This window comes from Paenibacillus gyeongsangnamensis (genome assembly GCF_027533625.1).
Classification (GTDB): domain Bacteria; phylum Bacillota; class Bacilli; order Paenibacillales; family NBRC-103111; genus Paenibacillus_G; species Paenibacillus_G gyeongsangnamensis.
In genome coordinates this window covers 22,605-36,414 of record NZ_JAQAGZ010000023.1, presented here as the reverse complement: position 1 = coordinate 36,414, position 13,810 = coordinate 22,605, and the positions used below count along the sequence as shown (strand labels likewise).

Genomic DNA, 13,810 nt, shown 5'->3' with positions numbered 1-13,810 from the left:
CCGTTTACCCCTGCCGCTCCGCGAGCAGAGACAGCGCGTTCAGTGCCGCTACCGCGACGGGGCTGCCCCCTTTTCGCCCGATGTTGGTGATAAAAGGAATGTCCACCTTCAGCAGCTCCTCCTTGGATTCCGCCGCCGAGACGAAGCCTACGGGGACTCCGATGATAAGTCCGGGACGCGCTTCGCCGACTTTGACCAGCCGGATGAGCTCCAGCAGCGCCGTCGGGGCGTTGCCGATGACATAGATGGCGCCGTCGTGCAGCTTGGCCGCTTTGCGCATGGATATGATCGCCCGCGTCGTGTTAAGGCGCTTTGCTTCCTCCATTACGTCGGGATCGCTGATATATACGCTCACGTCGCTGCCGAACTTGGCGAGACGCGGCTTCGAGATGCCCGACTGCACCATCTGCACGTCGGCGATGACCGGACGGCCCGCCCGGATGGCGGCAATGCCCGCCGTAACGGCATCCTTATTAAAGCGCAGGCTGCGCCCCAGCTCAAAGTCCGCCGAAGCGTGGATGACCCGCTGCACCACCTTGTACTGCTCCTCGCTGAAATCGTGGGGCCCGAACTCCTCCGTAATGATACGGAAGCTCTCCTCCTCGATCTCCTGAGGCTGCACCGTCACCGGCACAAATTCCGTACGAAAATCCATTCCACACACCTCCGTATTCATGGCGGCCAGCTCCGCGAGCACCGCCTCGAAATCAGTAACTACCTTGTCGTACTCCAGCTTCGGCCGCCCGATAACGATCGTCTCGATACCGGCTTCAAGCGCCGCTTCCAGCTTCTCGTCCACCGAGCCTTCCTTGCCGCTCTCCTTTGTTATCATGAGCGTAACCCCGTAGTGGCGATACAGCGCCGCATTGAGCTCCTTCGAGAACGGCCCCTGCATGGCCACAATATTCCGCTGCTCAAGGCCGAGCTGCTCGCATTTCTCCATGTTGTCCTTGCGCGGAAGCATGCGGGCGATGAGGGTAAGACCCGGCAGGCTCAGAAGACGCTCTGTAAAAATCTGCAGCGTCTTGCTGCCCGTCGTGAGCATCACGACGCCGCCTTTGGCCGCAGCCAGCTCCGCCGCCTGCGCGTAGTCCTCCGCATACAGCAGCAGACCGTGCGGCTCGTATTCGCCGCTCTCGCGCTCGTAGCGGATGTACGGTATGCCCGCGCGCCTCGCTGCAGCCATCGCGTTCCGCGAAGCTTCCTCCGCGAACGGATGGCTCGCATCCACCACCGCGCGGATGCTCTGCTGCCCGAGCCATTCATAGAGGCCATCTGCATTCAGCCGGCCGACCCTTACGGGCAGCCCCGCTTCCTCGATGCTGCGCGCCGCGCTGTCCGTCACCACGGACGCGATCAGCTTGTGGCCCGCCCCGGCCATGCGTACCGCCAGCTCGCGAGCGTCGCTCGTTCCTGCCATAACGAGGATCATGGACGATGGCCTCCTTTCGCGGATATTCCTTCGGATGCCGCAGCCGTTAGCTTCCCGGCATCGGGCTCTTGATGATGGTCTTGCCCGCGATCATCGCTATGTACGTGCCCGTTGCATTGCTCATTCTCGTGCGTATGATCGTGCCCGTCTGCATGGCCATTAGTGTGGCCATGAACGTGGTCATGGTGATGGTCATGCGAATGCTCATGGTCGTGATCATGCGAATGCCCGTGCTCATTTTGAGCATGCGAATGCTCATCGTCGGGCCCGTGCTCATTGTGAGCGTGCGAATGCTCATCGTCGTGATCATGCGAGTGTACATGGTTATGGTTATGCTCATGCGAATGAGCATGTACGTGATCATGCTCATGATGATGATCATGTGAATGACCGTGTCCATCGTGCTCATGCGAGTGCCCATGGTCGTGATCATGCGAGTGCCCGTGCTCGGCCATCGCCGCCAGACGGTACTGGCACAGCCCGCAGTTCATCTTCGCCTCCCCTTGAAGCGCTTCCTGTGCCCGCTCCGCGAGCAGCTCCTGCAGCTTCGGATGGAAGCCGAAATACCTGGCTAAGGCGAACTCCCGGTCCGGATAGCGCACCGAATAATCCGTTAGCAGCGCCTCCATCCGTTTCATCAGCACACCAGTGAAAAGGAAGTAAGGCACCAGCACGATGCGCCGGGCACCGAGCCTTAGGCAGCGTTCCACGCCCTCGTCGACCAGAGGAGCCGTAATGCCGATGAAGGCCGTCTCGACGAACTTCACCTTGAGCCGTTCCCAGACGAGGCGCGAGATTTTATATAAATCGCTGTTCGCATCAGGATCGCTGCTGCCCCGTCCGACGATGAGGAGCGCCGTATCCTCCAGCTCCGCCGCTGTGTCCACGCCCGCCTCAGCTAGGCGCGACGCGATAATGTCCAGCACCAGCTCATGCACACCGATCGGCCCGCCGTAGACGAACTCCACCGATGGATATCTCCGCTTCGCCTCGTCGATCGCCGCCGGAATGTGCAGCTTTACGTGACCCGCCGCGAACAGCGAGATCGGCACGACCGCCACACGGCTCGCCCCCCGCTTCACGCAGGTGTCCATCCCGGTCAGCATCGAAGGGGCCTCGAACTCCAGGAAGCACGTCTCCACGATCGGCACGCCGCTCAGGCGCTCCGCTACGGAACGGACGAATACCCGCACCTCCTCATTTCCTTCCGGCTCCCGGCTGCCGTGTCCTACGAACAACACCGCATCGGTCCCCGCGATCAATCCCGCTAATCTGCTCATGCCCGTTTCCCCTCTCTCCACATTAGTCTCCGCACACCGCCGGGTCGCTCACCAGAACAGGCGCGTCCTGATGACGGTACTGCTCCAGCTCCTTCACCCGGGCAAAATATTTATGAAACCGCTCGTTCGGATGTCCTTCTTCCGCGTAACGCCGTACGATGCGGTTTAGTATGTCCGCAAGCTCCTCCGGCGGAATGCCTTCCGCCACCGGCTGCCCGGCATGGGCCGTACGCCCGACCGTCTTGCCGCCCAGGAATAGGTCGAACTTCTCCCTCCGGTAGACGATTCCGATGTCTTCCTTTACCGCGCCGTAGCACGCCATGCCGCAGCCGTTGAAGCCGATCTTCAGCTCCTTCGGCACCTTCAGGCCGCCGAGCTGCGCCTGCAGCTTCTCCGCATACGGCACCGACTCCGCCTTCTCCAAGTTGCAGAAGTCGCACGCCTTCAGCTGCACGACGTCGCCGACCGGCTCCAGCATCAGCCCTTGCCCGCGCAATCGCGAGAGCACCGTCTCCTTGTCGTCCGTACGCAGCCGCACGACGAGCTGGTGGTGCGGCGTGTATTCCACGGAGCCGCGCTCGCCCGCCGCTTCGGCCAAGGCCGCCAGCTGCGCCGCCGTCAGCCGCTTCTCCGCCAGGCCCGGCCGCACCGCGAACTCGAGCACCTCCTCGTAGCGGAACACCCCGCCGCCTGCAGCCGGCACAGCCGGCTCCGCCGCGCCCCGCGTACCCAGGGCCAGGCTCAGCGCCTCCAGCGCCAGCTCCAGCGGCCCCGGCCGCCTCGGCTCGCTCACGGCAGCGACCACTTCCGCTGCTGCCGGAGCCGCTGCGACCATCGCCTCCGCTTCGGCGGACACGGCTGCGCCGTGCGGCTCCTCCTGCGCCAGCGCCCACGGCTCGGCCTCCGGACGCAGCCGCTCGTGCGGCTTCAGCGCCTGCGTCTCTTCGCCTAGCGTATACTTGCGCTGGTAGCCGCGCGGCGTAATCATCAGACCGTCGTACACGACGGTCGAGGAATTGCCGATCACGACCGTCGTCAGCATGCCGATGTCGTGCTCCAGCATGTCCGCGAGCGTCGTAAGTACAATATGCTCGCGGTCGCGGTAGGCGCTCTTCACGATGCCTACCGGCGTCTGCGGCGAGCGGTATTTCAAGAGAATCCGCTGCGTCTCCACGATCTGGCGGGTGCGCTTGCCGCTCCGGGGGTTGTACAGCGCAATCACGAAATCCGCCGCTCCCGCCGCTTCGATCCGTTTTTCGATAATTTCCCAAGGGGTCAAATGATCGCTTAAGGATATCGTGCAAGCATCGTGCATCACCGGCGCCCCCAGCAGCGAGGCGGTGGAGTTGATCGCGGAAATGCCCGGAATAATGTCGACCTCCACGCCTTCGCCGCGCCGCCAGCCTTTCTCCATCAGCACCTCATAGACGAGGCCGGCCATGCCGTATACCCCGGCGTCACCGCTGGAGATCACGGCCACCTTCTTGCCCGCCTCCGCCTGCCGAACCGCCTCCTGCGCCCGGCTGACCTCCTCCGTCATGCCCGTTCTGACGATTTGCTGATCGTTCAGCAGCCCCCGCACCAAATCGACGTAGGTATTGTAGCCGATGACCACATCGCTCTCCTGGATCGCTTCCTTGGCCCGCTGCGTCATATGCTCGAAGCTGCCGGGTCCGAAGCCGATGACCGATAACCGTCCCCTCATGATCGTTCCTCCTCTTTATAAGTCCAGTGAATAAAAGGCCGCTGCTTATCCGCCGGACTTTTTTATCCCTTAAATATGCCGGAGCGCATGCAGCCAAGTCTGTCTTCGCCCGAAAAGCCGCTCTTTATTTCTTATGGGAATGGAACGCAAAAAAGCATCCTTCCTCACGGAAAGATGCTTAGGCGATAAACGATAGGTCCCGGTGTGCCGCCTGCCCGCAGCTTTGCACCGCACCCGGTCTAACGAATGCTTGCAAAACGAACGAAGGGCTCCCCTGTTACCGTTCCCGTCCACCTCCCTATCCGCGTAGGTTCCATGGCGACAAGAGAACAGGCAGGTCTCCTGACTTGCTGCTCAACGCGCATCCGCGGCCTTCCCGCCGCTTTGTGCGGCAGTGGCTTCCCCTGCGGATGGCTCCCAGCTTACAGTGGCGGGACCGTGCCGGACTTGCACCGGCTTCCCTTTTAAGCCGAACCCTGGCATACAGGAAATTCGGCACCCGTTCTATGACTATGCAATTAGACAATAAGCAGCGGTTCCGGCTGCGATTGTTTTAATGATAGCATGCGGTTCGGAGGCGTGTCTACCACATTTTGCCCCGTGCGAAATTGACCATTAGATAAAAAAGGAAAATAGTGAAATATGTCGAATACGATATCTCAGAAAACGCATCAGATTACATCGCATGGGGTGTCAATAGAACATGAAATGGACCGTCAGCCGCAAGCTTACCTTCGCCTTTATCGTCATGCAGCTCTTAGTCATTGTCACCGCTTCGCTTTCTATCAACCGGATGATGTTTATCCAGCGTCAAGTGGAGCAGGTCACCGGGAATTGGATGCCCAAGGTTGAAACGATTAACCGTATCCATTTTGAAACCGAGCACGTTCTCAATCTGGTGTACCGTTACAAAGACCGCAGCGACGAAACCGATCGTAAAAATATGGAAAATGCGATCGCCGATATTTATAATTCCGTCGGCAGCGATATGTCCAATTATGAGAAGCAAATCGCTTCGGACGAAGAAAAAGCAACCTTCGCCGCTTTCCAGTCGTCCTGGGAGGAATTCAAAAAAAATACGCAGCGGACGTTGGTCGCGAGCAAAGCGGGTTCGGCTAAAGACGCGCTCGTCCTGATCGACAGCGGCGCGAAGGTATTCGATGAAATGCAGGGACATCTGGAGAAGCTTGTGGGCCATAACCATGAAGGTGCACAGCAATCGGCGGGCAGCGCCAAGGCGGCTTATGCCGGCAGCCTCATCTGGATTTACATCATTCTGGCCGTAGGCGTGCTCATTACCGGAGGAATCAACGTCTATTTTATCTATGCCCTATCGCGCCCCCTACAAGCCGTTACGCGGAATATCGTGCAGGTATCGGAAGGCAATTTAACCGTGGCCGGAATGCATTCCCGCAGCCGCGATGAAATCGGCCGGCTGGCGGACGCGTTCAACCGGATGATTGCCCAGCTGCATCAGGCGATCAGCCGCTCGATGGAAGCGTCGGGGCGTGTGACCGAGCTGTCCGGCATGCTGGCGGAGGGCGCGGTCCATACGACTGAGGCTTCCTACCAAATCGCAGACTCGGTGAAGGAAGTGGCCGGCGGCGCGCAGGAGCAGATGATGACGGCGCGCGAAACGGCCGTCGCGATGGAAGAGATGGCCTCCGGCATCAACCGCATCTCGGAGACGACCTCGATGATGGCGGACAAGTTCGGTCACACGACGGAGCAGGCTACTCAAGGCACCGAAGCTATGAACGAAGCGGAGCGGCAGATGAACGCTATCTCCGTTCTGACGGAGCAAGCCTCCGAACGGATTCGCCAGCTGAACGACCGTTCGCAGGAAATCGGCGGCATCGTAAAGCTCATCTCCGAAATATCCAATCAAACGAACCTGCTCGCGCTGAACGCCTCCATCGAGGCCGCCCGGGCCGGAGAGGCCGGTCAAGGCTTCGCCGTCGTCGCAGCCGAGGTGAAGAAGCTGGCGGAGCAGTCCGACAGCTCCGCGAAGGAAATCGCGGGCCGGATTGCCGCCATTCAGGAGGAAATGCTGGATACGATCCAATCGATGAGCGAAGTCTCGAAGCAGGTGCAGGGCGGCATCGCCATCGTCAGCGAATCGGGCCGGACGTTCCGGGGGATCGTGCAGTCCGTTCGCAGCTTGAACGACGATATTCAAGAGGTGTCCGCGACATCGGAAGAGATGTCTGCGGCAGCGCAGGAGGTCGCCGCTTCCGTCGCCTCCACCGCTTCCATCGCTCAGGCCTCTACCGACAAGACGCTTAGCGTCTCCTCGGCGTCCGAGCGGCAGCTCGCTTCCATGGAGCGGATGAAAGACGGCGCCGGCCAGCTGGCCAGCCTCGCGGAGGAGCTCAAGGAATCGATCCGTCATTTCCGGCTCTAAGAAACTGCATAAAGGCCTGCGGGAGCCGGATTTTATAAGAAAAACTCCTTATCGGAGTCCTTCAATGTAGCCAGACCGTTTTTAGCGGAAGTTTTTCTTGCTACAGAAAGTTGCAGTCCGCTTTAATGCTTTAGCGAACTTAAACTTTCTGTATCGTTAAAAAGCTCCTTGCAGGCCTTTTTTATTTACACGTCCAGTCAATGCGGATTCACCTAGCGTGCCGGTCCTGGTAGCGCTGGTAGAACCAGATGGACACCGTAAGCCAGCAGCCGCTGGCGAGGAATCCCCCAAGCACGTCGCTTGGGTAATGGACGCCGAGATAAATGCGGCTGAGTCCGATCATGAAGATCATGAACGTGCCGAGTATGATCATGGCGACCCGCCCCGCAGCACTAGGGATATGCTTCCAGAGCAGGAAAACCATGAGCCCGTACAGGGTAAAGGCAGCCATCGAATGGCCGCTCGGGAAGCTGTAGCCCGTCGCCTCAACGATCCGGTGGAGCGTAGGACGGGCGCGGCGAAACAGGAGCTTCAGCACGGTATTGAGCGCCGCGGAGCCGACGGCCACTGCGGCGAGCAGGATCAGCTCCCTGCGTTGGCGGACCCAGACGTACAGCCCCATCATCATGCCGGCCGTAATCAGCACGGCGGGCCATCCCGCCCCGATCGTTGTAAAGAAAATCATCACCTTCGTTAATCCCGGAGATTCCAGCTTGCCGACGGCCGAAATGATCCCTGCGTCGAAAGCATCGATTCGTTTGTCGCTGATCAGCAGAGCAATGATAAAGAATCCGACGGCGCATCCGATTCCGATCAGCAGTGCGCCCGTAAGAAGCTGTTTGATCAGGTTCAATCCGCCATTCCTCCCCTCGGCATACTTCCCATATCTGCATCCTATTGTGTTCATCTCTTGACCAGGATAAACGGCTACGCCGTCCTTGTCTTACAAGGACCAGCGCGTTTACCAAGGTTGATGCGAAGCTGTAAGCTACGAAAACTTATAAATTTTTATCAACTAAACCTAAACCTTCCTTGAGCGCAAGATTTGCCTTGCCGGAAGCTCCTCGGTAAGACTGCGGAGCGAGGAGCAGCTTCCGCTTCCTGGGGCGGGAAACCGATGAAAAAAAATGAAAACGCCTTGTAACACTTTCCGGAATCCCTGCATATACATATTTTGTTGGAATTCTGAGGACTGAGGTGGTTCAAGTGCTGACCGTTAAGGACATGAGCGACAAGGAACATGCGATTCAGACGCTTCAAACGATGGAGCTCGATCAAATCGCGATTTGGATCAACATCCTGCCGGAGGACCGGTGGAAAGAATTGTTCGTGTATTACTGGCCAACGCTCGCTAAGAAATGCGGAATAGTAGAGAAGACGCTTGTACATACGAGCTGAAACGGACGGAACAAGGGTAGAGGCTGCCGAGAAGAATCTCGTGCAGCCTCTCGTCTGTAAACGATGATTTATAGAGCTTCCAGCTGTCCGACGAGCTTGTCGAACAAAAGCAGTAATTCCGTGATCGGCTCCGGCGTCATTAGGTCCACGCCTGTTCGACGGAGCAGCTCCAGCGGATATTCCGAGCCCCCGCTCTTCAGGAAGGCCAGGTACGATTCCACCGTCCCTTGATCGCCTTCGAGAATGCGGGAAGCGATGCGGACCGCGGAAGCGATACCCGTCGCGTATTTGTACACGTAGAACGCATTATAGAAGTGCGGGATGCGCGACCAGCCGTACTGCAGCTCGGGGTCGGTCACGACTCCCGGGTTGTACGTCTGGAACAGGGACAGGTACACCTCGCTGAACGCGTCGGCCGTAAGCGCCTCGCCCGCCGCGCACTTCTCGTGCACGATTTTCTCGAATTCGGCGAACATGACCTGGGTAAAGAACGTCCCTTTGATGGTGTCGATAAAATGATTCAGCAGGTACCGCTTCAGCTTCGGATCGCTCGTGGTCCCGAGCAAATGCTGGATCAGGAGCACCTCGTTCACTGTGCTCGCAACCTCGGCCACGAAGATCGTGTACTGGGCGGAGATCCTGGGCTGATTCGCGTCGGACAAGCAGGAATGCATCGCATGGCCCATCTCGTGCGCCAGGGTGAACAAGCTGTCCAGCGTTTCATTGTAGTTCAGCAGCACGTAAGGATGGGTTCCGTACGGCCCCCAGCAGTAAGCGCCCGAGCGTTTGCCCTGCGACTCGCGTACATCGATCCACCCGGACGTTCGGGCCTGCGTCAGAATGCCCATATACTCCTCACCGAGCGGCACTAACCCCTGCAGCATCGTCTCGTAAGCTTCCCCGTACGGCATCTCGAGCTGGAAATCCTCCACAAGCGGCACGCTGAGGTCGTATACGCGCAGCTCTTCGAGACCAAGCCGCTTCTTGCGGTAATCGATATAACGATTCATCGGCGCCAGGTGGTTCTTCGTCGTCTGAATCAGATTATCGTAGACCGATACCGGCACATTATCCGCGAACAGCGAGCGCTGCAGCGGCGACTCGTAGCCCCGCAACCTGGAGAAGAGCACGTTGCTCTTTACGGAAGAGGCCAGCGTGGAGGCAATCGTATTTTTCAGTCCCACATAAGGTTTATAGTACGCGTGAAAAGCTTCCGTCCGCTTCTCCCGGTCCGTCCCTTCCAGAATGCGGGCGTACATGCCCCGGGTGAGCTCGACCTTCTCTCCGTCCTCGCCCGTTACATCGCCGAACCGGATATCGGCGTTGTTGATCATGCCGAAGACAGTCTTCGGCACGGACAGGACCTCGCCCAGCTGAGCCAGCACCTCTTCCTTGTCTTTGCTGAGCACGTGCGGCTTGTACTTGAATTCCTCGTACAAATCCTTTTTGAAATAGTCGAGTCCCGACTCTTCCCCGATGAAGCGATCCAGCGTTTCCTTCTCCAGACTCAGCAGGAAAGGCCGGAAGTAGGACACCGCGGACTTGATCTTGACGCCCAGGCTCCTCGCCTTGTCCAGCAGCGCTTGGGTTTCCGTCACTCTCGTATCCTCATCCTGCCTCAGCGAGCTGTAGACGAACAGCTTCTCATACAGGAACGAGAGCTCCTCGTTCGTTCGCAGAAAGGCGAGCAGCTGCGCCCCGCTGTCGATCCGGTCCTCGTATGACGCGGCTTCCGCCATCAGGGTCAGCGCCCGTCCGTAATCGTCCTCCCATGCCTCGAGGCCGGGGTAAATATGCGTTAAATCCCATTTTTCGTGAACGGGAATTTCCGTTCTTTGCAAGGGCTTTTTCATCTTTTGGAAACACATCCTTTTTGTGGGGAATGAGATGAGCCTACACCTAAGATATTCGCGGATTTGGGCAAAATATCCTTTTTCCGCACAAAGGGCTTCCCGAAACGGATGGATAAAGGGGGCGCAATTGGAAAAATATAAAGAAAACTGAAGTAAGGGGCCAACCGAACATGATCAGCAACCGCGAATTAAAGGGACAAATTGACGAATTGGCAGAACAAAACCAAACCCTGGTGATGGAGCTGACGGAAATCAAGCGATTGATCCAGAGTCAAGCGATGTTCATGGAGCTGCAGAAGAACCTGAACCAAAACCAGAACCAGAACCAAAACGGAAATGGAAACTGGAACCAGAACGGGAATCAAGGCGGGCAGCAAGCCCAAGGCGGGTATGGCAATCAGGGCCGTGATCAGCGGCAGGGCCCGGGACAAGGGCCGGGCTACGGGCAGGACGGCGGACAAGGGCAGGATCAAAGACAGAATCAAGGTCAGGGTCAGGGTCAGAACCAATGGCAAAATCAGGATCAAGATCAAGGACAACAGTTTTCTCAAGGACAACAGCAAAATCAAGGCCGGCGGCAAAACAATAATAATAGCTCGGGAAATCAGAATAATCAGAACAGCAGCAGCCAGCTGGTCGATATCGCCAACGATTTCATGCAGCTGCAGAAGCTGCTGACGGGCCTCGAGCAGAAGCTGGACGATTATACCGCAAGCAACCCGGGGGAGAAGACGCTGTCGGAGGAAGACCTGATCATGCTGTATCTCAAAACGATGAACAACATGCTCGATCAATTGTCGGACATCGTTTCGGAGGATTCCGGTCAAAGCCAAGGCCAGATGCAGTAATATATACAAAAAAAAAACAATGTCCGGGTTAAGTCTTCTCAACCGGGACATTGTTCTATATTCAGCCGGGGATGGAATGCCGCTCCGGCTAGAGGGGCTTGGGCGGGAAGCATCTCACCAGCTGCCATGGTTCTTGCGAGCGCCTCGTCAATCGGACGGATGCTACGCCGGCAGGCAAGAGCAGCTGCTCGCCCTGCTTCAGCTCCAAGCTCCCCTCCTCCCACTCCAGGACGCCGGAGCCGCTAATGCCGACCAACGCGGAGAAGCTGTCTTCCTGCCGCAGCGTGCAGGTTTGTTCGATATCAAGCCTGGTCAAGGCAAAATACGGCATATCCTCATAAGTAATCAGCGCTTGCTCTATGTATTGTTCATTCCGCACCAGGACCCGCGGGTTCAGGCAAAACCTCCCTATCACCTCTTCGGGCTCCATCGTCTCATAATGAAAACAATCGAACATCCGCTCGAACCCCGCTCCTTGGTGGCACATGAAGTCGGGTATGACATTGCCCGAAGGCGTCGTACGTTCCACGCGGATGGTCAGATCCGTCGGCTCCTGAATTTCCACCATCAAGCAGCCCGGGCCAATGGCGTGAGGCATGCCTCCTTTGACCAGGAAGACTTGACCGGGCTCCACCCGGATTTTGTTCAAAGCACAGACCATGCCTTCGATATCCTGGCTCTCGAACAGCGCCTCCCAGCGTTCCCGGGTCATCCCCGGTTTAAAGCCGTATAAGACGTAAGGCGCTTCTCCGTCGATCTCCCTGCCGCCGATAATGTACCAGGCCTCTGTCTTGCCGTAATCGGAGCCGAACAGCGCCTTCGCCGTCGGACGGTCCGGATGCACTTGGATCGTCAGCCGTTCCCCCGAATCCAATATTTTCGTCAAAAACACCCGTCGTACTGCCGTAAGCGCTAACATGCCTGCGGCCGAGAAAGCCTTCCGGAGCCGACTCAATCGCCTCGATCAACGTCATATCGGAGCCGTCAGCCGAATCGATCACGCTTAATCCTTCAACCAAGTGCTCGCGTCCCGCATTCCGCGCTCGGACAAGCGAAGCGACCCATTCCTCCGGACAGTCGCTGTCCTGCGGCCGGGCAAGTCCCTGCCACTGCTCCAGCAGCAAGCCTCCACGGTAGGTGCGCCACACCCGGTTGAGGCGCAGCTTCAAGGGCTTACGGCTCCATTCCGTCATTCCAGCCAAGCTCATTCCTTCCTCTATCGATAGTAGTGTTGCTATCGCAGATTATATCATGCGGGAATGTCGGGTCGCATCCTTTCCTTCAGGGCAAAAGAACGGCAGCGGCTGAAAGGAGCCTACCTCCTTGACCGCTGCCGCAATGGGTTCAACGCTTCCTTACCGAATAAAGAAACGGGAATAATCCGGATGCGATGACGCTGTGCCCGCTATCGTTCGGATGCACCGCCTGGGACCCGCGGTTCACCTCCTGAAGATCGCCGCTCCGGTATCCGTCGATGAGCCGCGATTCGTTTCCGGCGAACCACTGATCCGCCCGGGCAACACGGCAGCCCGCTCCCGAGGCTGTACGAAGAATCGCTTGATTCAGCAGCTGGATGCCTTGCACCGCAATGGGGCTGTTAGGGAACGGGTTGTACTGCGTGCAGCAGATCACATCGGCCACTCCCAGCGAACGTACGGATTTCAAGATCAAGCCAAGCATCCGCTGGTACTGCCGAAGCATCCCGTCCACCGAGCCCCCGGAGCCTTGAAGCATCTGCAGAGCGGCATGAATCAGATCATCCCCGCCGATCCATACGGTGGCCGCCGCGGCAAACCGAAGCGGATAAGGATCCGCGTGGATGGCTTCGGCCAGGTCCGCGCTTGTCCATCCCGGCCGGGCAAGCACCATTCGCCTTGCTTCCACGCCTTTTGCTCTCATCATGGAGGTCAGCCGATAGGGAAACGTTTTGCCGATCGAGCTTGCATTCTGCCCATACGTGATGGAATCGCCCAGTGCCGCATATACGTACATGCCCTTCTCCTCCCGCCTCGCATCCTGATGAATTATCATACGCCGGAGCGGGGCTATCGGATTATGCGGTTGCCCGGGCAAGCCGTGAAACAATCGGACCGGCATCATACCGGCTGAGTTTTTTTGAACTAATCGATCTTCGAAGCACTCTATTCACAATGCACCGATGGCATGAGCAGCCAATACAGCTACAATAACCAGAGATACAGAGGCTTGTGTGTTCATCAGAAGCTTTGCCCGCCTGGACATCACCAATGTATCCGTAGGACCTAATGCAGCACTCGTATTAAATGCTAAGAATAAATAGTCCATAAACTCCGGCTTCCAATTCGTCCATATACCTGACTCGTCGTACAACATTTGGGGAAAAAGAAAATCGATCGGTTGCGTCTTGCTAACATGTCTCGTATAGGGCCCGCCTTGATCAATCTCCCAATACCAAACAGTAAATACGGAAACATTTGTTAACCAAAGAATGGCTGCATCACGCAACAAAGTTACGGCGCTTGCCGCGGTATGTGTGAATAAGCCATAAACTAAAAAAGCTACGCTGCTGATCAAACCGACCGTAACTATGCCTGTAATAATAAGAGCAATCCTTCGAGTTATTCTTTGATATGATTTCTTAATGGTGATCGACAGCGGAATCAACAAGACTAATGTGATCGCGGGTATTAGCCAACTCGGTCCGATTGTTAGTCTATCCGATAGTACGCTAAGGAGAGCCCCAATGATAAGTATAGCTAAAAAGAACGACCACCGTGCATTTTCAGCAAATTTCTGCACTTGCTTATTTTCCACTTATCCCTCTCCCAACATCGTGTTGAATCCCAATATTTTCTCAATCCTTAATATTCCTTCTACATGTATTTTCATTCCGCTTTTTGCACGGATGCTC

The 13,810-nt window shown here is 57.3% G+C and carries 12 protein-coding genes, 1 pseudogene and 1 riboswitch; of the genes and pseudogenes, 3 read left to right on the top strand and 10 right to left on the bottom strand.

What is annotated here, in order from left to right:
• Positions 1-4: 4 nt before the first annotated feature.
• The 4 genes and pseudogenes from O9H85_RS28950 to cobJ all read right to left on the bottom strand — a co-directional run bounded on the left by O9H85_RS28950 (position 5) and on the right by cobJ (position 4,417).
• Positions 5-655 (bottom strand): precorrin-8X methylmutase, encoded by a 651-nt coding sequence (locus O9H85_RS28950; protein ID WP_269884972.1) that lies wholly within the window; start codon positions 653-655, stop codon positions 5-7.
• An 18-nt stretch (positions 656-673) separates the two neighbouring features.
• Positions 674-1,432: pseudogene (cobK, locus tag O9H85_RS28945) on the bottom strand (precorrin-6A reductase); the annotation flags it as partial.
• Positions 1,429-2,712: a sirohydrochlorin chelatase gene (locus O9H85_RS28940; protein ID WP_269884879.1), complete on the bottom strand. Its 1,284-nt coding sequence runs from the start codon at positions 2,710-2,712 to the stop codon at positions 1,429-1,431. The pseudogene cobK and the gene O9H85_RS28940, both read right to left, overlap by 4 nt.
• 22 nt (positions 2,713-2,734) lie before the next feature.
• Positions 2,735-4,417 carry a precorrin-3B C(17)-methyltransferase gene (gene cobJ / locus O9H85_RS28935; RefSeq protein ID WP_269884878.1) on the bottom strand — a complete coding sequence of 561 codons (1,683 nt, stop codon included), beginning with the start codon at positions 4,415-4,417 and terminating at the stop codon, positions 2,735-2,737.
• Positions 4,418-4,732: 315 nt separating this feature from the next.
• A riboswitch (cobalamin riboswitch) is annotated at positions 4,733-4,935 on the bottom strand.
• Between the two features lie 185 nt (positions 4,936-5,120).
• On the opposite strand from cobJ, the gene O9H85_RS28930 reads away from it, so the two are divergent.
• Positions 5,121-6,821 carry a methyl-accepting chemotaxis protein gene (locus O9H85_RS28930; protein ID WP_269884877.1) on the top strand — a complete coding sequence of 567 codons (1,701 nt, stop codon included), beginning with the start codon at positions 5,121-5,123 and terminating at the stop codon, positions 6,819-6,821.
• Between the two features lie 208 nt (positions 6,822-7,029).
• On the opposite strand, the gene O9H85_RS28925 is transcribed toward O9H85_RS28930, so the two are convergent.
• Positions 7,030-7,674 carry a phosphatase PAP2 family protein gene (locus O9H85_RS28925; protein ID WP_269884876.1) on the bottom strand — a complete coding sequence of 215 codons (645 nt, stop codon included), beginning with the start codon at positions 7,672-7,674 and terminating at the stop codon, positions 7,030-7,032.
• A gap of 353 nt (positions 7,675-8,027) precedes the next feature.
• On the opposite strand from O9H85_RS28925, the gene O9H85_RS28920 reads away from it, so the two are divergent.
• The gene (locus tag O9H85_RS28920) at positions 8,028-8,219 is read left to right on the top strand and encodes a hypothetical protein (protein WP_269884875.1); all 192 of its coding nucleotides are present in this window, start codon (positions 8,028-8,030) and stop codon (positions 8,217-8,219) included.
• 68 nt (positions 8,220-8,287) lie between these two features.
• Here the strand turns inward: O9H85_RS28920 and pepF are convergent, their stop codons facing one another.
• Entirely contained in the window at positions 8,288-10,072 is a 1,785-nt protein-coding gene (gene pepF / locus O9H85_RS28915) for an oligoendopeptidase F (RefSeq protein WP_269884874.1), read from the bottom strand.
• A gap of 170 nt (positions 10,073-10,242) precedes the next feature.
• Here pepF and O9H85_RS28910 point away from each other — a divergent pair, with 170 nt between their 5' ends.
• Positions 10,243-10,920, top strand: a complete 678-nt coding sequence (locus O9H85_RS28910) for a hypothetical protein (RefSeq protein WP_269884873.1) — start codon at positions 10,243-10,245, stop codon at positions 10,918-10,920.
• Between the two features lie 88 nt (positions 10,921-11,008).
• Here O9H85_RS28910 and O9H85_RS37560 read toward each other — a convergent pair whose 3' ends face one another.
• The 4 genes from O9H85_RS37560 to O9H85_RS28895 all read right to left on the bottom strand — a co-directional run bounded on the left by O9H85_RS37560 (position 11,009) and on the right by O9H85_RS28895 (position 13,713).
• Positions 11,009-11,251 (bottom strand): cupin domain-containing protein, encoded by a 243-nt coding sequence (locus O9H85_RS37560; protein ID WP_333474282.1) that lies wholly within the window; start codon positions 11,249-11,251, stop codon positions 11,009-11,011.
• 388 nt (positions 11,252-11,639) lie between these two features.
• Positions 11,640-12,122 (bottom strand): hypothetical protein, encoded by a 483-nt coding sequence (locus O9H85_RS37555; RefSeq protein WP_333474278.1) that lies wholly within the window; start codon positions 12,120-12,122, stop codon positions 11,640-11,642.
• A gap of 142 nt (positions 12,123-12,264) precedes the next feature.
• A complete protein-coding gene (locus tag O9H85_RS28900) occupies positions 12,265-12,912 on the bottom strand; it encodes an SGNH/GDSL hydrolase family protein (protein WP_269884871.1) in 648 nt (215 codons plus the stop codon).
• A 153-nt stretch (positions 12,913-13,065) separates the two neighbouring features.
• Positions 13,066-13,713, bottom strand: a complete 648-nt coding sequence (locus O9H85_RS28895; RefSeq protein ID WP_269884870.1) for a DUF1345 domain-containing protein — start codon at positions 13,711-13,713, stop codon at positions 13,066-13,068.
• Positions 13,714-13,810: the final 97 nt, after the last annotated feature.

Bases quoted from the DNA above. Each gene is read 5' to 3' on its own strand.
- O9H85_RS28950 (WP_269884972.1), bottom strand. From the start codon at position 655: ATGGATTTTCGTACGGAATTTGTGCCGGTGACGGTGCAGCCTCAGGAG.
- O9H85_RS28940 (WP_269884879.1), bottom strand. From the start codon at position 2,712: ATGAGCAGATTAGCGGGATTGATCGCGGGGACCGATGCGGTGTTGTTC.
- cobJ (WP_269884878.1), bottom strand. From the start codon at position 4,417: ATGAGGGGACGGTTATCGGTCATCGGCTTCGGACCCGGCAGCTTCGAG.
- O9H85_RS28930 (WP_269884877.1), top strand. From the start codon at position 5,121: ATGAAATGGACCGTCAGCCGCAAGCTTACCTTCGCCTTTATCGTCATG.
- pepF (WP_269884874.1), bottom strand. From the start codon at position 10,072: ATGAAAAAGCCCTTGCAAAGAACGGAAATTCCCGTTCACGAAAAATGG.
- O9H85_RS28910 (WP_269884873.1), top strand. From the start codon at position 10,243: ATGATCAGCAACCGCGAATTAAAGGGACAAATTGACGAATTGGCAGAA.
- O9H85_RS37560 (WP_333474282.1), bottom strand. From the start codon at position 11,251: ATGCCGTATTTTGCCTTGACCAGGCTTGATATCGAACAAACCTGCACG.
- O9H85_RS28900 (WP_269884871.1), bottom strand. From the start codon at position 12,912: ATGTACGTATATGCGGCACTGGGCGATTCCATCACGTATGGGCAGAAT.